At 67.5% G+C, this 17,893-nt stretch carries 17 protein-coding genes and 1 pseudogene; 5 read left to right on the top strand and 13 right to left on the bottom strand.

Going from position 1 to position 17,893, the window contains the following annotated elements:
* The coding region (locus JSV65_06520) for a diacylglycerol kinase family lipid kinase (protein ID UCH36001.1) at positions 1–1,050 on the top strand (1,050 nt) is incomplete at its 5' end.
* 54 nt (positions 1,051–1,104) lie between these two features.
* Here the strand turns inward: JSV65_06520 and JSV65_06515 are convergent.
* The 11 genes and pseudogenes from JSV65_06515 to JSV65_06465 form a co-directional block, all read right to left on the bottom strand.
* Positions 1,105–1,977, bottom strand: a complete 873-nt coding sequence (locus JSV65_06515; protein ID UCH36000.1) for an SIMPL domain-containing protein — start codon at positions 1,975–1,977, stop codon at positions 1,105–1,107.
* Positions 1,978–2,203: 226 nt separating this feature from the next.
* Positions 2,204–2,926 carry a nucleotidyltransferase domain-containing protein gene (locus tag JSV65_06510; GenBank protein UCH35999.1) on the bottom strand — a complete coding sequence of 241 codons (723 nt, stop codon included), beginning with the start codon at positions 2,924–2,926 and terminating at the stop codon, positions 2,204–2,206.
* Between the two features lie 41 nt (positions 2,927–2,967).
* Entirely contained in the window at positions 2,968–3,438 is a 471-nt protein-coding gene (locus JSV65_06505; GenBank protein ID UCH35998.1) for a hypothetical protein, read from the bottom strand.
* Between the two features lie 171 nt (positions 3,439–3,609).
* Positions 3,610–4,812: a PD40 domain-containing protein gene (locus tag JSV65_06500; protein UCH35997.1), complete on the bottom strand. Its 1,203-nt coding sequence runs from the start codon at positions 4,810–4,812 to the stop codon at positions 3,610–3,612.
* A gap of 56 nt (positions 4,813–4,868) precedes the next feature.
* Complete coding sequence (locus tag JSV65_06495) at positions 4,869–5,855, bottom strand: zinc-binding dehydrogenase (protein UCH35996.1); 987 nt, start codon at positions 5,853–5,855, stop codon at positions 4,869–4,871.
* Complete coding sequence (locus JSV65_06490; protein ID UCH35995.1) at positions 5,852–6,688, bottom strand: sugar phosphate isomerase/epimerase; 837 nt, start codon at positions 6,686–6,688, stop codon at positions 5,852–5,854. The genes JSV65_06495 and JSV65_06490 overlap by 4 nt, the downstream gene beginning before the upstream one ends.
* A 3-nt stretch (positions 6,689–6,691) precedes the next feature.
* Positions 6,692–7,189: an NUDIX hydrolase gene (locus JSV65_06485; protein ID UCH35994.1), complete on the bottom strand. Its 498-nt coding sequence runs from the start codon at positions 7,187–7,189 to the stop codon at positions 6,692–6,694.
* Between the two features lie 219 nt (positions 7,190–7,408).
* Positions 7,409–7,765, bottom strand: a pseudogene (locus JSV65_06480) (DUF86 domain-containing protein).
* Positions 7,755–8,066: a nucleotidyltransferase domain-containing protein gene (locus JSV65_06475; GenBank protein UCH35993.1), complete on the bottom strand. Its 312-nt coding sequence runs from the start codon at positions 8,064–8,066 to the stop codon at positions 7,755–7,757. Before JSV65_06475 ends, JSV65_06480 begins: the two are co-directional and overlap by 11 nt.
* A 107-nt stretch (positions 8,067–8,173) precedes the next feature.
* Entirely contained in the window at positions 8,174–9,451 is a 1,278-nt protein-coding gene (locus JSV65_06470; protein ID UCH35992.1) for a hypothetical protein, read from the bottom strand.
* A gap of 108 nt (positions 9,452–9,559) precedes the next feature.
* Positions 9,560–12,322 (bottom strand): heparinase II/III family protein, encoded by a 2,763-nt coding sequence (locus JSV65_06465; protein UCH35991.1) that lies wholly within the window; start codon positions 12,320–12,322, stop codon positions 9,560–9,562.
* Between the two features lie 331 nt (positions 12,323–12,653).
* On the opposite strand from JSV65_06465, the gene JSV65_06460 reads away from it, so the two are divergent.
* The 3 genes from JSV65_06460 (at position 12,654) to JSV65_06450 (ending at position 14,737) form a co-directional block, all read left to right on the top strand.
* A complete protein-coding gene (locus JSV65_06460; GenBank protein ID UCH35990.1) occupies positions 12,654–13,169 on the top strand; it encodes a hypothetical protein in 516 nt (171 codons plus the stop codon).
* Positions 13,170–13,625: 456 nt separating this feature from the next.
* A complete protein-coding gene (locus tag JSV65_06455; protein UCH35989.1) occupies positions 13,626–14,063 on the top strand; it encodes a hypothetical protein in 438 nt (145 codons plus the stop codon).
* A gap of 107 nt (positions 14,064–14,170) precedes the next feature.
* Positions 14,171–14,737 carry a hypothetical protein gene (locus JSV65_06450; GenBank protein ID UCH35988.1) on the top strand — a complete coding sequence of 189 codons (567 nt, stop codon included), beginning with the start codon at positions 14,171–14,173 and terminating at the stop codon, positions 14,735–14,737.
* 128 nt (positions 14,738–14,865) lie between these two features.
* On the opposite strand, the gene argH is transcribed toward JSV65_06450, so the two are convergent.
* Complete coding sequence (gene argH, locus JSV65_06445) at positions 14,866–16,224, bottom strand: argininosuccinate lyase (protein UCH35987.1); 1,359 nt, start codon at positions 16,222–16,224, stop codon at positions 14,866–14,868.
* A 126-nt stretch (positions 16,225–16,350) separates the two neighbouring features.
* On the opposite strand from argH, the gene JSV65_06440 reads away from it, so the two are divergent.
* Complete coding sequence (locus tag JSV65_06440; protein UCH35986.1) at positions 16,351–17,532, top strand: alanine--glyoxylate aminotransferase family protein; 1,182 nt, start codon at positions 16,351–16,353, stop codon at positions 17,530–17,532.
* Positions 17,533–17,641: 109 nt separating this feature from the next.
* Here the strand turns inward: JSV65_06440 and JSV65_06435 are convergent.
* Positions 17,642–17,893 (bottom strand): ornithine cyclodeaminase family protein (locus JSV65_06435; GenBank protein UCH35985.1); only part of this gene is annotated, 252 nt, incomplete at its 5' end.

Genomic DNA, 17,893 nt, shown 5'->3' with positions numbered 1-17,893 from the left:
GGGTTCCGCGGCACGCGATGGGCGGCACCCTCTCCGGTCCTCGCCCGGAAAGCGAGAGCCGTTGAGGGCACCGCCACCACCTGCCTGCTGGTCGCGAACCCGTACGCCGGCGGCGTTCGCAGAGCGTCCGACCTGGCGCGCGTGGAGCGGCGCCTGCGGAGCGCGGGCGTCGAGGTGCGCCGGGTTCCGGCCCCGCGGCCGAGCGATGTGGCCGATGCCCTGCGCGAGGCGCTGCGCGGCGAGTCGCCCGAGCGAACGCGGGTCATCGTTGCCGGCGGCGACGGCACGATCAACGCGGCCCTGCCCGCGCTGATGGGCACCGAGTTCCCCCTGGCGGTCGTGCCGGTGGGGACGCTCAACGTCCTCGCGCGGCAGCTCGGCGTGCCGTTGAGCCTCGACGCGGCGGCGGATGCGGCGATCGGCGGCGGCGTGCGGCGGATTGATCTGGGGATCGCGAACGGACGGCCGTTCTCGCTCATGGCGGGCATGGGCTTCGACGCGGCGATCGTGCAGCAGGTCGTGCCGGCGCTGAATAAGAAGAGCCCGGTCGGCCTGTGCGCATATCTGACCCGCTGCCTGCGCCTGCTTCGCGAGTACTCGCCGAGCTGGTTCCGCGTCACCACCGAGCGGCTGAGCTTCGAGACCCGGGCGTGGCTCGTGGTGGTGGCGAATGCGAGCCGGTACGCGTACTCCTGGCATCTCGCGCCCGGCGCGAGCATGGATGACGGCTGGCTCGACCTGTGGCTGTTCCAGAGCAGTTCACCGGCGCAGACCGCGGGGCAACTGCTGGCAATCCTGCGCAGCAGGCCGGAGGGTTATCCAGGCGTGTATCACACGCGCGCGCGGTCGCTGCGCGTCGAATGCGACCCGCCGTTGCTGCTGCAAGTTGACGGTGACGCGGCCGGCTGCACGCCGGCGGATATCAGCGTCCTGCCCAAGGCGTTGGCGTGCGTCGCGCCGGCGCGCAGCGAGCGGGTGTGCCGACGTCGAACGCGACGCACGCCGCCGTGGATCAAGGGCATCGTCCCAGGGCACGTCGGCAGCGGCTAGGGCGACGCAAGGGCATGCCGCCATGCTGATGCAGCGCCGCCGCAACGCCCATTGCTACTGCGGCGCGGGCAGGAACTGCGTGTCGCCCGGGTTGAAGTCGAGTTCGTAATTGATGTTGACCTGGGCGGTCATCTCGAGCATCCCTGCCGTCACGGACGTCGGCGTCGCCTGCTCTGCGTACCTCCCTCCGCGGAAGGAAGCCTGGACGTTGCGCAGCTCCATCGCCGGATACCTGTAGCTCGGGCTGATGTTGCGGATGCCGACGATGGTGCGCCCCGCGGCGGCGGCGACGGCCTCGGCAGTCATCTGCGCATCCCTCACCGCTTTCGTCAGCGACTCGCGCATCGCCGCGCTGTTGTCCTTCTCCAGGGTGTAGGCGACGCTGGTGATCTGGTTCGTCCCCGCCGCCATCAGCGCGTCAATGATCTTGCCGGCGCCGTCGGACAGCGCCTCGCGCTCGCCCTGAATCCTCACCGTCAGGCTGTTCGCGGCCCGGTACCCAAGGGTCACGGGGACGTCGATATGGAAGCTCGAATCCGCGAGATCCGTCTCGGTGATCTTCCAGGGGATGTCCCATTTCGATGGGTCAACCTTCAGGCGCACGCTCGCGTTCTGCGTCACGCGTTCGAGCGTGTAGTCCAGCGTCTTCGTCATGACGTTGGCGAGATTGAGCGCCTTCACCGCGTCCATCGCCGCGCGCACGATCTGCGCGTTGCGCTCGCGGGCCGCTTCGACAGTGTCGCCTTCGGTGATGATGCTCGCGGTGACGCGCAGCGTATCCGGTGCGACTTCGACGGTCCCGGATCCGGTGACGGTCATCGTGGGATGGGCGATCGTGGTCGCCTGGCCCTTCACCATCTCCGCCGACGCCGCGCCGCCGAGAGCGAGAATCACGGCACCTGCGATTACAGCTAGCCAGACACGCATCTTCGAATCTCCTTTCATGGGGGTTCGACAGGCCTTGCAGCTTCTTAGACTCCGTGCCGCCGCCAGATGTTCCCTGTCCGTCCCCTGGCCCGCTCCGAGGGGGGCTTACTCCGGGCCGAGACCTCCTCGCGGCACAGGTTGAACTCGGTCAGTGATGGGTTCGGCGGGACCGAGATTCTTCGCCCCGAACGAGTCGGGGCTCAGAATGACAGGGCGGGCTCTTGCCTCACGTTCCCGGCCCGGTGCGCGCCGCAGCCCCCAGCCGTTCCAGCGCGCGGCGGCTCCAGCGCTCGAGGAGCCCGACGTAGTGCTCCGGCCGCGCGTTGCGGTCGGCTTCCGACTGCGGCCAGTCGCGCGCCACCTCCACGACCGCTCGGTCGTCGGCGTCGGCGAGCGCGTCGAGCAGGTCCTCCTTGCGCGCGTAGAACGTTCCGCGCTCCGCCAGCAGCCACTCCTGAAGCGCGTAGAAGCACTCCTTGAACGGATAGCGCAGGCCGTGCACCTTCTGCCGGAGGTCATGCGGGTAGAGCAGGTAATGCCGGGCGTTGAGGAGATTATCTGAGGCCTTGCGGCGGACGTCCTCGAGAAGCTGGCTGCCGGTCGGCCGCGCGACTATGCCGTCCATGCCGCCGTGGAGCGGTCGGCACCCCCAGAAGTACTGCAGCAGCTCAGAAGGGGGACGCGCGCGCACCTCCGCCGCCGAGTTGAACAGCCCGCTTGCCGAGCGCCCGCCCTCGGGCATGGCTGTCACCACGGCCCGGAAGGCGGCGAGGTCATCATCCCCAATGCGATCGACGATGACCATGGTGTCAATGTCGCTGTCGGTCGCGGCCTCGCCCCGCGCCCAGCTCCCATGATGGCCGACGAATAGGAGCCGGTCGCCGAAGGTCTCCCGCAATCGGTGGGCGAAATCCGCGAGCCACTGATCTACGGCTGCCTGGTCAGCCATGGTTCTCCATCGCTCTGGTGTGGGACAGCGCCGCGGCGCACTTACTCGAACTCGCTCGTCACCCCGCTCTGCCACCCCGTTGCGGAGGTGACGAGCCACTTGCCGTCGCGCTCGCGCAGGTGGATGGTGAGCGCGCCCCGGAATGCCTGGGACTGCTCTCCACCTTCGGTGAGCATCACCTCGCCCGTGACGGCAACGTCGGCGTCGGCATCGTTGACCGCGATCTCGACGTCGCTGAGCACGACCTGGAGGCTGCCTTCGGTGCGGAGTAGGCTCAGAGCACTCCGGTAGATGTCGCGCTTGGTGAAGCCAAAGGGGTCGCGGTAGTCGTCGGCGATGTTCGCGAGGATCATCCGCGGGCTCTTCTTCTCGACGCCTTGCTCGACGCGGTCAATGAGCCGCGCGATTTGCTCTTCGTCCGACAGCGGCGGATGGGTGAGCCGCCAGACCAAGTACCCGCCGCCGCCGAGGATTAGGATGACCGCCGCCGCAATCAACCGCGTACGCCACATGGGAACATTCTAGCGGGCTTTCGGCGTCAGGGGAATACCCTGGTGTGATGAGCCGCGGCCTCGAATCGTCGGAACGCCGCTCAGATCGTATCCTCTCCCTGACAGGGAGAGGAGGGAGGTGGGGGTGAAAGGCGTCGCGATCCATCCTGACCCGGCTCGCCGCGGGCTCCCCTACGGGATGTTGTCCCCGCGCCCCACCGGCTGCCAGTGCGGCCACATCGCGCCCGAGCCCGCGCGCATGTGGGTGATGGGATACGCATCCGCGCCGTTCGCGCGCGCCACGTAGAGCTGCCGCACGCCGCTGCGGTTCGACCCGAACAGCACCCACTCCCCGTCAGGCGACGGCCGTGGATGGTAATTCAGCACGCCCCCCTCGGAATGGGTGAGCTGCTCGGTCTTGCCATCCAGCGACGCCCGCATCAACTCCACTGCGTCGCCGACCTGCGCCGTGTAGTACACCCACTTCCCATCCGCCGACCACGTCGGCACATCGCTGCTGCCGCCGTGGAAGTCCTCGACATCCGCCCACGTCACGACGCCCCGGTATCCGCCTCGATCCGCCAGCTTGCGGATCCCGGAGCCGTCCCTGCGCGCGACGTAGGGATGGCAGTCGTAATGCTCGCCGGCGAGGAACATCAGCCACTCCCCGTCCGGCGACCACTGCGGACAGAAATTGAACGACTGCCCGGTGTCGAGGCGCACCGCGTGCGAGCCGTCGGCGTCCGCGACATGGATCTGATAATCCTTGTGATAGGAGATGCGTTTGCCGTCGGGGGAGGAGCTGAAGCCGTAGGTGAACGCATCGGCGCCGGAGGTGAGGTCGCGCTTGCCGGTGCCGTCGCGGTTCATCGCATACGGGCGCGAGATGCCGTTGATGATCGCGGTGAAGCCGAGGCGGCTCGGATCGCCGGGCCAGAAGAACAGGCCGGAGTTGTAGTCGCTCACCCGCTCGATGCCGGTCAGATTGGTCAGCGCGCCGGTCTGCAGATCCAGGAGATACTCGTCAACCAGCCAGCCCTCGGTGAGGCGGAACTCCTTGTGCTCTTCCTCCCACGCGGCGTTCTTGGGATCCTCCCAGCCGCAGATGACCATGGCGAGGCGCCCGTCCGGCGACCAGCCGTCGAAGCCGGTCCAGGTGTAAGCATCCCCGATCAGCTCCGCCGCCAGCTCGCGGCGACCGGTGCCGTCGGCGCGCACGACACACGCGCGGCGGGTGCAGGCGTTGGCGAACCGCGTCGGCAGGTTGGTGCGGAACTCGCTGTAGCCGATGAGGTTCCGCGGCTTGCCGTCGGCTTTGCAGCTAGGCGCCGCCGCGGCCATCGCGAGCACGGGGGCGAGAGCGATGAGGATGCCGCAAGCACCGATGTATGTCACGAAGCCGTTGTCCTTTCACCGCCGCCGCGGGGGCCGCGGCTCACAGTGCGCACGAATCATGCGCGCGGCGTGTTCCACTCGAAAACCGTCGTCAGGCGCGCGCCGGGATCGCGCAGGAGGCCCTGGTAGGCATCCTGCGCATCCTGCGGGCGGCGCGTGTCGGAGATGCCCGCGACGCGGATGCGGCCCTCGGCGAGCCACCGCATGGCCGCCGCGAAGCTGCCGTAGATGCTGTTGGTCATGAAGTCGGTCGGTTGCCGGGGCAGCTCCCACTCCCACCCGCTGCGCATGACGACGTAGTTATGAAACACCGCGCGCAGGATCTGATGCGCGTCGAGATCGCTGCGCTGGCGCCACGGCGTCGCGACGAGGACAACTTCGCCGCGCTTGCGCACGACCCGGCAGGCGTCGAGCACCGCCTGCTCGTGCCCCGAGCAGTCGAGGGCGAGGCCGACCTTGCGCGCGATCGCCGGATCGTCAACCGGCACGTCCGGGATCGCGCGTTCGACGCCGGCCTGCCGGGCGAGGTCACGCCGCTCGGCGAGCGGATCGCAGGCGATCACCTCGTAGCCGCACGCCGCGAAGAGCTGCGCCGCAAGGAAGCCAACCAGCCCGAGCCCGAGGACGAGAACCTGCTCCGGCGGCCGCGCGGTCGTCGTCGTCAGCGTGCTCATGGTGACGCCGACCATGCGGGCGAACAGCGCGACGTCCGGCGCCATGCCCGCGGGCACAGGGATCACCTCCGCGCGCGCCGCGCGCTGGAACGTTTGATGCGGGCCCATGCAGAACACGCGGTCGCCGGGCGCGAGGTCCGCGACTTCGGCGCCGACGGCTTCGACCTCGAAGACGGCGGCGTAGCCGGGGCGCTGTGGAAAATGCTCGCCCTGGTAAATGGCGAGTTCCGTGCCGGTACTGATGAGCGTGACGAGGGTCCTGCCCGCGACGTCGCGCGGGCCGAGCGGCGCCGCGTCGCGCTCGATGGGCAGCAGCTCCGCCCATTCGCGCGCGGTGAAGGCGATGCCGTAGTCGGCAGGCGCCGTCATCGGAAGCTTACCCCGATCTCGTCAGCGACGGAGCGAATGTATTCGGCGGCGAGCGTGTACTCCTCGGCGGTCGCGAGGTGTTCGATCATCAGCGGCGTGTCGGGATCGAGCTGGGCGAGTTCGGCGAGGTACACGCGGTAGTCCAGAATCCCCAGCCCCGGGCGCGTCTCGTCGAGGTGCACCATGAAGCTGTCGCTCATGATGATGTCCTTGGCGTGGCAGGAGCGAATGTGTGCGCCGAGCTTCGCGATGCACTCGCGGATGATCGCGCCGTTGTTGAAATAGCGCCGCGGGCTGGAGATGAGATTCGTCGGGTCGAGGTGCACCGCGAACTGCTTGCGGTCGATCGCTTCGATGAGCCGGACATAGCAATCCGCCGAGTCCGGGTACATCCACGGCATGGTTTCGAGCGTGTAGAACGTGCGCGTGGGGCGCACCGCGTCAATGATGCTGCGCGTGGTCTCGACGATGAGGTCGAAGGTGTCGTCGGTCATGTCGTCGGCGTGCGGGCCGTCCCATTTCTCGCCGCGCGAGCCGCCGATGTTGACGCAGCAGCGCGCGCCGATACGGTCGGCGAGCGCGAGCTGGTTGCGGCAGTGTTCGAGGGCGGCGCGGCGCGTTTCGTCGTCCCTGCTGATTGGATTGCTCCACGCCCCGACCTCGGCGATGACGATGCCGGCTTGCTCCGCTGCGGCGGCGTAGGCGCGGACAACGTCGTCGCCGGCATCGGCCCCGACCGGACAGTACGCCCCCCCGTAGGCGAGCTGCTTCAGCGCGGCGACCCACGCCTCGGGATCATCGCACTTCTCAAACACCGGCGCGCCAAGATGCATCTCTCACTCCTTTGCACTGCGGCTCGGGGGCTCGGGTGAGCGCCCGTCATCCCTCCGCCGATCCAGCAGCTCAAGCAGGCTCTCCGGATACAGCGGCGCCGTGCCTGCGCGGAAGTAGTCCAGCGGCTTCCATATCGCCGTGAACTCCCACAGCGGCCCGGTCTCGTCATGCTCCTGGCCCGTGATGCTCTCGGCGCGATAGAAGCGCTCGTCGGCGAACGCGGCCTGGTATACCATGACGATCTGGTGGCCGGGCGTGCCATCGCAGGTAAAGACATTCTCGATCGTGGCGAGGTATTCCAGGCCCGTGATCTCCGCCCCCAATTCCTCGCGGATCTCGCGCACGATACCGTCGCGGCTGCTCTCGCCGAACTCTATCGCGCCGCCGAGCGGGCGATAGAACGTCTCGTCCTTGACCCGGTCATATCCCTCGCCGACCAGGATGTCCTCGCCGCGGCGGAAGACGCATATCGCTATCGGCCTGATACGTTCCACGTCCATGCGGATTATCTCCGAGCGCTGATGCTCGTCGGGACTCGCATCCCGGATGGGTCGGCCGCGCCGAGGAATCGCGGGCCTTCATTACTTGACCGTCACGCTGCCGAGGATCTGCACGTCGCCCTCGCTCTCATTCTCGATGCGCGGGGACTCGGCGAACTGATTGCCCATGATGACGGCGCGACTCACACGCCGAGTACGGGCATGCGCACTCGAGGGGGCTCAGTCCGGCTCGGTCTCCACATCCTGTTCCGCGAGCGCCGATGCGAGGGCGGCGACGAGTTTGGGGAGGTCGTCGGCGACCGTATTCCACACGATCGCGAGATCAGTGTTGTCGTACTTGTGGATCAGCACGTTCCGCAAGCCGACCATGACGCTCCACGGAAGCTCCGGCAGAGCGGCCTTGGTCGCCTCGGACACCCGACGGGCGGCCTCTCCGATGACCTCGAGACGACGAATGACGGCGTCCTGGCACTGCGTGTCCTTGACGAACTACTCCTTATTCTTCTCTGCCACGTAAGACAAGGCAAGCTTTGCAGCCTCGAAAATGTCAAGCAGGTACTCGCGGTCACGAGACATAGATGACCTCGGCGGAAGCCAGGATGGCTTCGCGGCGCAGAGGGTTGCGGCTGGTCTCGATTCCGGCTTTGCTCACGAGGTCCACCTTGCGATCGAAGATCTCCTCCAACGCCTGCTGCATGCGCGCCATGTCGAACAGACTCCAACGGGCATCGGGCGCGAACGCGACCAGCACATCCACGTCGCTCACCGCGCCGAAATCCTCCCGCAATACCGACCCGAACAGCGCGAGTTCGACGACCTTCCACGTGCGGCAGAACTCCGCAATCTTCTCGCGGTCTATGGTAATACGCGCGCTCACCCGTCGGTGGTCCTCCGGTTGAAGAGATTCGTCCCTCGACTCGTATATCCCTACTGTCCGCCGGGACAGCCGCCGCGTGCTGTGTGCATTCGGCCCGTCGCCGGAGGCTACTTGACCGTGACGTTGCCGAGGATCTGCACGTCGCCCTCGCTCTCATTCTCGATGCGCGGGGACTCGGCGAACTGATTGCCCATGATGACGGCGGAGCCGACCTCCGGGCCGAGCCGGATGTGCGGTTTATCCTGCCCAAAGCGGCTGCCCTGGATGACGGCGCTCCCGGCGCGGAACTCCACCGCCGGCACGCCCGCGTTGCCGTTATCCCACTGCACGAAGTTGCACTGCGACAGGCTCACCGTCCCCGGCCCCTCGTTGAGCACGACCCGCTCGTGCGGGCCCCAGAAAGAGCAGTTCGACAACTGCACGACCCCGGTGTGGCCCTCGGTGACGTGCACCACGGCCGGCGCCCCCGGCGAGCCGACGAACTGCCCGTTGGTGATGAGCAATCCCGGCCCTTGAGTCTGCTCGACGAGCAGCGGCGTCACCGCCCAGTCCGCCGCGATGCCGAGGAAGTTGCCGTTCGTCGCGCCGGCCTCGCTGTTGAAGAACCGATACCCGACCTTGCAGCCCCAACTGAATGTGTTGAACATGTACTCCCAGTCGCTGCGGCCGATCTCGAAGGCGACGCAGTTGGCTTGCAGGTAGTCCACGAGCACCTGCCAGCTCCCGTCCGGCGGCTCGGTGACCCCCGCGCGCGTCCACGAGTTGGGGTTGAAGTGGACGTTCTCGACGCGCCCGATGTCGGTGCACTTATCCAGGTGCACGCCGATGCGCAGCGGGCAGCCGTAGACGTTGCGGACGTAGTGCATCTCATGTGGGTACGTGCCGAAGTCTATGCCTTGGTACGGATTAAGCAGCGTCACATCCATGACGTTGAGATGCGTCCCGGAGCCCTGGATGACCCAGGGGTAGGGCTGGATGTCGCCGGGCGTCTGCTCGGGGTGGAAGACAGTCAGGCCGCGGACCGAGGCATTGGACTTGAGGGTGATCAACGGCGGGGCGCTCTCGTCGCCGCGGCCGGCGTAGGCGAGCAGCGTCGTGCCCTGACTCGGTGTCGAGAAATGCGGCCCTTGCCAGACGCCAGCCAGCGTCACGCCCGAGGGCACGACCAGCGAGCCGTTGAGGCGGTACTGCCCGACGCCGAGCTGCACCACGCCGCCGCCCTTTTCGCCTGCGGCATCGAGCGCTGCCTGAATGGCGGCGGTGTCATCGGCGACGCCGTCGCCCGTCGCGCCGAAGTCGGCGGGATCAAGCTCGAGCGCGGCGGCCGCGCAGCAGCAGATGATGAACGCGGCGAAGGCGCCGAACGCGGAAAACGGTAGGTTCATTCGATGGCTCCTGCTTGTTGTCGCTGAATATCGCCGGGGCCGCTTTGACAGCGGCGCGCGTCGGTTGCCGTGATGGGATGCCGATACGTGCGGCCGCTGCCCCGGCGGCTACGTCATGGACCACGTGATGGTGTGCGATCCGGGGCGCACGCGGATGCGCAGGGCCTCGGCGGTCGGATCGTACCGCACGCGGCGCGCCAGCGAGGGCGGGATGCTCGGCCGGCGCGGCTGGCCGTCGAGGTAGACCACGACATCGCCGTCGCTGTCCGCCGCCAGGGTCAGGTTCCACTGCTTGCCCGGGACGAGCGAGAAGCTGACGGGGGTCGAGGCCTGGAGGATCTCCCGCCCCCCGATCTCGACGCGGGTGGCGCGGTGGAAGGCGACCTCGGACTGGCCGTCCGGGCGGCTCACCACGAGGGCGGCGTCCGCGTCGGCGTACATGTCTTTGTCCGCGATTTCGTCGGCGCCGGTGAGACGGTAATAGGCCCGGTAGCGCGCATCGGCAACGACGCACGCGGCGCCCATCCATCCCTCGCCGCTCAGTCGGCGGAATCGCGTCGCCCCCGACGCTTGGGTCGGCTCAGCGTCTTCGACAGGCCGCAACTCGATGTCGTCTACTCCGACCAGGTAGCCGCTGGAGAGTTCGTGCTTGCCGGTGACGCGGAAGGCGAACTCGTGGCTCCCCTTGGCGAGCCGCAGCGTGCCCAGATCCCATTCCTGGTGCGTGAGCACGTCGGGGGCGTAGCCGCAGTACGCCGCGCCGACCTCGGCGCCGTCAATGCACATCTGCCAGTCGCCGTAGGCCGGGGACTTGAGGAAATGACCGACGATGCGGTACGTCGCGTTGGCCGGCACCGGCAGGTGCAGGGTCAGGGCATCGCCTGCCTCACGCGCGCGGAACAGCAGCGCCCCGTAGGTGTCGAGGCGGACGATGGAGTCGCGCGCCGCGGGCTGCCCTGCGGCGTCGCTTTCGTCCCGCCCCGGCGCGTAGTCCTCGAGCGCCAGCACCAGGCCCGACGGAGGCTTGCGGCTGGCGACCAGCGCCGTCAGGAACCGCTGGCTCTCCCTGGCGCGGGCGTCGCGCGCGGTGAAATGCGGCGGATACTCGTCCTGCGTCCCCGGATGATGATCGAGCGTGACGTGCGGCTCAGACGGCTCGAGGAAGCGCACGTCGAGGCGCGCGGTCGGCTTGACCAGCGACACTCGGCCCGCCGTCGCCTCGCCCGCCTTCGCCGGCTTGCCGTCAATCTCGTACTGGCCGCCACGGTCGGTGTGGAGCAAGAACTCGAAGCGCTTCGACTCCGGCGACTCCAACTCGTCGAGCATCACGAAGAAATGCGGCCGGACGTAGATTACCCGCCGCAGGAACCGCCACAGCAGTTGCGGGTCATAGCAGCGCGAGGCGTCGCCGACAATGTAATCGAAGATCGGCGAGGTGAAGAAATCGGTGATCGCGCCGGCCTTGTCCCGCTGCCCGACGCCCCCGATGAGGATGGAGTTGTGACCCGCGGTTCCCTGCGTGAAGTTCGTCAGGGCGCCGGTGCGGTATGACTTGTAGCCGCTGTCCGCCGCCAGCCACTCCCCGCCGCAGTTGAGGACGAAGTGGTTGGCATCCAGGTGGCAGTGGCCCTCTTTCGATGACGAGGAGATAAGGGAGAACAGAGTGTCCGCGTCGCCCCAGCCCGAGCGCAGCACTGCCCAGCCGATGCTGCGGAACAGCGCCGACGGCGGCCACGGCGGCGGCCATGCGACGGCGGGCTTGGGGTCGTGAAGGATGGTCGCGATGAAATCCTGCCGCTCGAGGCGTCCCGTGCGCTGAAGGTAGTACCCCGCATAGGGGTCGCGCAGGTACTTGCTGGCGACGCGCATCGTGACTTCGAACGGGTGACCGATGGAGGCGTCGCAGAAGTTGACGACCCCGCTTGCGTCGGGCCCCCAGAAGTAGAGCGCCCAGCGCACCGCCCGGGCGACGTAGGGGTGGTGGATGATCTCGCGGTCGCTCTCGGCCTGTGCCAGCGCGGCGCCGAAGAGCAGGCAGTTGTCGAGTCCGTAGGAGGTGTAGGCGAGGCCCTCGGTGTTCGGCGAGGTCTCGCGCCGATCGAGCCACCAGCGGAAGAATCGGGTGGCGGCTTCCAGATAATGATCGGCCTGTGGGTGGTCGGGCAAGATGGCGAGGGCGCCTACGCCCAGGGCCGCGTTGCGCAGCATCTGCAGGTTGTGTTCGGCGCGCTCGAGCGCGTCCTCCGCCAGCGGCGCCAGCCCCAGCCGCACCATGGCCTCCCGGATTTGCCCGCGCTCCTGCGGCGACATCGCGTCCCAGCACGCGTCGTAGGCAAAGGCGGCGCCCATCATCAGGTGGCAAGTGTCGAGACACGTGCGATTGCTGCAATCGGGATCGCTCCAGGTGCGCCAGCCCGCGAGCGCGAGCATATACTCGACCGCACGGCGGGCGTAGCGGGCGTCGCCCGTGGCGGCGTACGACAGGGCGAGCGATTCCAGGCGCGCTTGCACCTGGCGCGACATGCCGGTCCAGTAGGGATAATGGCCGAATCTGACGTCGAAGCCGGGCGGGTCCTCAAGCGGGCCGGGCTGCTGGGGCGGCAGGGGGAACGAGATGTCCGTGCCGCCGAAGTAGGTGACGGTGAAGGATTTCTCTTCGAGATACCTGGGGGCGGCGTAGGCGACCTTGGTCAAGCGGCGGAGGTCCTGCGGCCCGAAGTAAAGCCGGGGGTGATCCGTCGGGTCGCCCTCGGCGCGAGAGGGCCGTTCCGCGGAACTGCGCGAGGGCGCTGCGGCGAGAGTCAGCATCGCAGCCAGGAGCCACCACGACAGCGCCGCCAGCCCCAACATCGAGCGGAAGTCGAAATCCATGGCTGCTCCTTGGCACAACTCCCCGGCGAGATCGCTCAGGCGCCCAACTGAACCGCGCACTCGCGCCGAGTGCCTGCGAGCCTGAGCGCAGGGCCGTCTCGCGGCGGGCCGCACGACGCTCGCGGGGCGCGTTGGACACCGCCAGCGGCGTTACGCGCCGCTGACGGTATTCCCCGCGTGGGGGGGCAATTCCTCGGCCCGCCCGAAGATTCATTTGCGGATTCGACATCACGGGGCAGGAGTTCGGAGGAGGGCGTCGAAAGCCGCAAGATGTGGAAAAGTGCCGATAATGCCCCAAAAGCAAGCCAAGACACAGAGAAAGGAGTCGCAGATGCGAACAAAAGTATTGGTCCTAGTCGTTCTGGGCGTGCTGACGGTGTCGGCCGGTGCGGCATGGGCGCAGTACGGCGGGTACGGCGCCGCCGCGCAGGAAGAGAAGCCCTTCCTGCGCGCGAAAGTCGGGTGGTTTGAGCCGGATGAGAGCGCGCTGGACGGCGACCTCGCGTTCGGCGTGGACTACATCGTCCCTGAGCACCAGGGATACCTGTCCATTGATCGGCTTCACGCTGAAGACGGGGCTGCGGAGACCACGGCGTGGAGCATCATGGGCGGGATCTATCGCACCAGCACGTATGCGAACCGCGAGGTCTACTACGGCGCGGGCGTGGGGTGGTCGAGCCATGAACTGAAGACCCCCTTGGTCAAGAGGGACGATGACGGCTTCGCCTGGGAGGTCGGCGCGGGCATGAACTTGAGCCGTACCGGCTTTATCGAGGTCAAGTATCGCGACGGCGGCGAGGACGGCAATACGGGCTTCATCCTCTTCGTGGGGATGAGCTACGAGTAAGCCGTTCTGAGAGAAGACGGAAGGTCGCGGCAGGCGCCGCCGGTGCGGGCGCGCGCCCGGGCCGCGAGCAGCGATTCGACGCCGGCGGGGATCCTATCCCCGCCGGCGTTTGTGTGTCGCGCTGCGAGGCATGGCTCAGGGCGCCCCGAGGCGGCCGACTCAGACTTCCTTTCCGGGCTCGACGTGCGCCAGGCGAGCATGCGGCAGGGAAGACGCTGGCTCCTGACGAACGCCTCAATCAACGGCCGGTAAGACCGTGCCTCACGCGAGATAGTCTCGCGTATAGGGCGCGGAACAAGCAGGCGCGGTTAGCTTCAGGGGCACCGTATCCCGCTCGTTCCCTGACACAGTTCTTCGGTACACCGACACACGCTCGCGCAGCGGGCGGCGCGGAAGGGGGATTCGCAGATGACGCGCTGTGGAGTCTGGTCTGTCCTCACGGTCGGTGCTGTCCTCATGGTTTGCAGCCTGCTCATCTCCGGCTGCGGCGGCAAGTCCGAGTCTACTCAGGCGGGAATCGTTCTCGGGCCAAAGCCGGCGACCTATGTCAGCGAGCCGTCTAAGAATCAGATGGTGGACAGTGGGCGCGCATGGCTCGAGAGCCTGGGCGAAGCGGACGTCAAGGCGTTGGATGAGACTGGTGAGCTGGCCTTCTCCTTCGAGGCGCTCCAGAAATCCGATCCCGCGCACGCCGAGATGGTGGAAGCGTACGTCAACGACATGCAAGCGAGGATCGCGGCGAAGCTTGAGGCCAAGGGGCTGGCTCCCCCGATGCTGACGCTGCGCGGGATCTCCTTTCGCAAGCAAGCCCCGGGGGCATACGAAATCGGGTTCCGGTTCGCTGACGACAGCGTCAGCAACCTGATCCTCTCGGAGCCGCTGCCGTCGAGATGAGGCTGTCGTTTGGGGCGTGGCGAAGGTCGCCGAATGTCCGCGCGGGGGGTGCCCGGCAGCGACCGTCCGCAGCGGCGGATGCGGGGGGTGACGAGGAAGGGGCTCAGATGATGCAGCCCGAGCGGTCTTCTCATGACGAGGACCCGATTCCCGGCTCGCCGGAGGCGTCAGGCTTTCCGTGGGAAGCCGTGATGTGGGCGCTGGCAGTGGCGGCGTTCGCGCTCGCGATGTGGCTGTCATATCGCGGCGTGCGCGCGCCGGGCTCGGGGGATCTGCAGACCCCGGGCGTTCTGCTCCTCGACGCCGCGCTGGCGATGGCAATAGCCCTTATCTTCGCGGCGCGGCAGGGCGCGCTCGCGCGGCCCGTCGGCTCGTGGTGGTGCGTCGTGTACGGCCTGTGGGCGGCGGCGGTGTTTCGCCTCTGGCCGCTGCGGATAAACGACGTGCTGTCCAACCGCAACATAGGGAGCCTAGACGTTCCGTACATTCTCGTCGGCGCCGGCATTTACGGCTTCATCGCGTTCCTGCTTGCGCTGCCGTACGCCCGCCGGGTACTGAGCCCGCAAGGGCGCCTCTCGCCGGACTCTAACGAGAGAATCTGGGAATTGGCGGTCGCCACCGTCGTCGCATTCTTCCTCGTCGCCGTCGTCGTGCGTTTTCAGGCGGGAATGTAGCGTCGGGCTCCCTGAGCTAAGGGGACAGTTACCTTTTGCCGCACTGCCTCGCGCTCACACAGGCCCGGCGCGGCATGCGAGATCCGTCGGGTGCAACAGTCAAAGGTAACTGTCCCCATTTCCCGCGTTCACGCTGCGGTCGCGTCCAGCAGATCCGCGCGCACCTGTGTCGCCTTGGCGCATTCGCTCTCGACGAAGCGGGCATGCTTCTTGACGCGGCGGCGGGCGATGCCGAGGCCGAGGTTGGCCGGCCCGCCGAGATGCTCCCTCGCGCGGATCGCCTCGCGCGGGTCGCGGTCGGCGAGTTGATCCAACTCTTTTGCCACGCGGTGGTAGGCGTCGCGGAACGGCACGTCGTCTTGCACCAGCTCCAGCGCGCGGTCGGTCGCGAAGACCTCGGGCGTGAACGCGGCGACGCAGCGCTCCTCGTTGACGCGCATGCGCTGGAACGTCAGGTCGCACACGGCGAGCGCGTCGGCGACCAGCGGCAGGCTCTTGAGCAGCGGCTCCTTCGTATGCTGATGGTCGCGGTTGTACCCCGAGATCAACCCTCGGATGATCTCCAGCACGCGGGTCAGGTGTGAGATAACGACGGCGGCGCGGGCGCGGGTTGTCTCCATCATGCCGGGGTTGCGCTTCTGGGGCATGATGCTCGAGCCGTCGCACAGCTCGGCGGGCAGTTCGAAGTAGCCGAACTCCGGCGTCGAGAAGAGAATCACGTCGGCGGCGAGGCGGCTCAGGTCCACCATGAACTGCGCGAGCGCGGAGAGGATGATGGACTCGATCTTGCCCCGGCTCGTGTTGGCGTAGAGCACGTTGTTCTGCACCCGCGCGAAGCCGAGGAGATCGGAGACCATCTCGCGGTCGATCGGCAGCGGCACGCCGTAGCTCGCCGCGGAGCCGAGCGGGCACTGGTCGTTGAGGTCGTACGCCGCGCGCAGGAAATCCAGGTCATCGAGCAGCGCCTCCAGCCAGCAGCCCGCCCACAGCCCGACTGACGATGGCATCGCGCGCTGGGTGTGCGTCCGCCCGACCATCGGGACGTTCTTGTGCGTTTCCGCGAACTCCGCGAGCGTCGCGGCGAACGCGAGCGCGGCGTCGGCGACCTCGAGCATCTTCCCCTTGGCGTACAGGCGCAGGTCCACGATCACCTGATCGTTGCGCGAGCGCGCGGTGTGGATCTTCTTGCCCGCGTCGCCGAGCTGCTTCGTCAGGTAGTTCTCGACCGCGGTGTGGACGTCTTCATCCTCGGGCGTGATGTCGAATTTGCCGCCTTCGGCGAGCCGGATGATCTCAGCGAGCGCGGCGGCCAGCGCGTCGGCTTCGGACTCCGTGAGGATGCCGATCTTCGCCAGCATGCGCGCGTGGGCGATGCTGCCGAGGCAGTCCGCCTCGATCAGCTCGTGGTCGAGGAGGTAATCGTCGCCGACATCGTAGCGCTCGATGAGCTTATCTATTTCGTAATCCTTCTGCCACAGCTTGGGCATGGTCATTCCTCCGGCTGCGCGCATTATAACACAATCCCTGCGGCGGGCTAAGCCAGCGGCTACACCGCGAGGGAAAACCACGCGGGGCCGCGAATTCACCCCGAAACCATCCCAGAGGTCCAGGCTATGCCCGAGGTTTACCCCGAGCTTTCCCCGCCGCAGAGAATACTTATGGGCCCGGGCCCGAGCAACGTCCACCCGCGCGTCCTGCGCGCGATGTCCACTCCGCTCGTCGGGCACCTTGACCCCGCGTTCCTGAAGATCGCGGACGGCACCATGGCGCTGCTGCGCCATGTGTTCCAGACCCAGAACCACCTGACGCTGCCCGTCTCCGGCACCGGCAGCGCGGGAATGGAGGCGGCGTTCTGCAACGTCGTCGAGCCGGGCGATAAGGTGCTGGTCTGTGTCGCGGGGCTGTTCGGGGAGCGCATGTGCGACGTCGCCGAGCGCTGCGGCGCGGAACTCGCCCGCGTGGAAGTCGAATGGGGACGCATCATCGAGCCGGAGCAGGTCGAGGCGGCGCTGAAGAAGCGGCCCGCAAAAGTCGTCGCAATCGTTCACGCCGAGACCTCCACCGGCGCCTGGCAGCCGCTCGAGGACATCGCGCGCATCGTCCACGACCAAGGCGCGTTGCTGCTGGTTGACACCGTGACCTCCCTCGGCGGCGTCCCGGTCGAAGTTGACACACTTGGCATTGATATCTGCTATTCGGGGACGCAGAAATGCCTGAGCTGCCCGCCCGGCCTCGCGCCGATCACCTTCAACGACCGCGCGGTTGAAGTCATCCATAAGCGGAAGGCGAAAGTGCAGTCCTGGTACCTCGACATGAGCATGGTCGAGCGCTACTGGGGGGAGGAGCGCTTCTACCATCACACCGCGCCTATCACGGCGATCTACGGGCTGTACGAGGGGCTGCGCGTCATTGCTGAGGAGGGGCTGGATGCGCGTTGGGCACGCCACCGGCGCAACGGCGAGGCGCTGCACATCGGGCTGACGGCGATGGAGCTGGAACTGGCCGCGCAGGAGGGGTACCGCCTGCCGATGCTCACGTCGGTCGTGCTGCCGGACGGGGTTGACGACGCTGCACTGCGGCGGGAGATACTGGTCAAGTACGGATTGGAGCTGGGCGGCGGGCTGGGCAAGCTCAAGGGCAAGGCCTGGCGCGTCGGGCTGATGGGGCACTCGTGCAGCGAGGACAATGTGCTCTACGCGTTATCGGCGATCGGCCGGGCGCTGCGCGAGGCGGGGGTGGCGATCCCCGAGGGCGTCGGCATCCAGCGCGCCTGCGCGCGGCTGGAGGCGGGATAGACGCGGCGTCTGGCAGTGCGGCCGCCGTGCCATCGTCCGGGATTGGCACAACCTCCTCGGGAGCGCGTAGAGGGGCTCCCCTACGGTTGTCTGCCGTCGCCCGCGTTACTCACCACGGTAGCCGGGTGCCGATGCCTTGCTTCGCCGCGCGGTCGTAGACGATCGGGGCGACAGCCATGTCGTCCATCGCCAGGCCGAGGTTGCACGTCATCGTCCGCTCGCTCGCGCGCTCGCGGCCGGGCTTCTTGCCGGCGGCCAACTCGCCCACGGTGGCGTAGATCGGCGGGACGTCTTGGAAGTAGCCCAGGCGCTGATAGTGCTCGAACTGCGGCACATCATCGGTGCAGAACTTGTCCACTTC

Source organism: Armatimonadota bacterium (genome assembly GCA_020354555.1).
Lineage (GTDB): Bacteria > Armatimonadota > Hebobacteria.
This window is presented reverse-complemented; position numbering and strand designations above follow the sequence as displayed.

Bases quoted from the DNA above. Each gene is read 5' to 3' on its own strand.
- JSV65_06515 (UCH36000.1), bottom strand. From the start codon at position 1,977: ATGCGTGTCTGGCTAGCTGTAATCGCAGGTGCCGTGATTCTCGCTCTC.
- JSV65_06510 (UCH35999.1), bottom strand. From the start codon at position 2,926: ATGGCTGACCAGGCAGCCGTAGATCAGTGGCTCGCGGATTTCGCCCAC.
- JSV65_06505 (UCH35998.1), bottom strand. From the start codon at position 3,438: ATGTGGCGTACGCGGTTGATTGCGGCGGCGGTCATCCTAATCCTCGGC.
- JSV65_06495 (UCH35996.1), bottom strand. From the start codon at position 5,855: ATGACGGCGCCTGCCGACTACGGCATCGCCTTCACCGCGCGCGAATGG.
- JSV65_06490 (UCH35995.1), bottom strand. From the start codon at position 6,688: ATGCATCTTGGCGCGCCGGTGTTTGAGAAGTGCGATGATCCCGAGGCG.
- JSV65_06485 (UCH35994.1), bottom strand. From the start codon at position 7,189: ATGGACGTGGAACGTATCAGGCCGATAGCGATATGCGTCTTCCGCCGC.
- JSV65_06470 (UCH35992.1), bottom strand. From the start codon at position 9,451: ATGAACCTACCGTTTTCCGCGTTCGGCGCCTTCGCCGCGTTCATCATC.
- JSV65_06465 (UCH35991.1), bottom strand. From the start codon at position 12,322: ATGGATTTCGACTTCCGCTCGATGTTGGGGCTGGCGGCGCTGTCGTGG.
- JSV65_06460 (UCH35990.1), top strand. From the start codon at position 12,654: ATGCGAACAAAAGTATTGGTCCTAGTCGTTCTGGGCGTGCTGACGGTG.
- JSV65_06455 (UCH35989.1), top strand. From the start codon at position 13,626: ATGGTTTGCAGCCTGCTCATCTCCGGCTGCGGCGGCAAGTCCGAGTCT.
- JSV65_06450 (UCH35988.1), top strand. From the start codon at position 14,171: ATGATGCAGCCCGAGCGGTCTTCTCATGACGAGGACCCGATTCCCGGC.
- argH (UCH35987.1), bottom strand. From the start codon at position 16,224: ATGCCCAAGCTGTGGCAGAAGGATTACGAAATAGATAAGCTCATCGAG.
- JSV65_06440 (UCH35986.1), top strand. From the start codon at position 16,351: ATGCCCGAGGTTTACCCCGAGCTTTCCCCGCCGCAGAGAATACTTATG.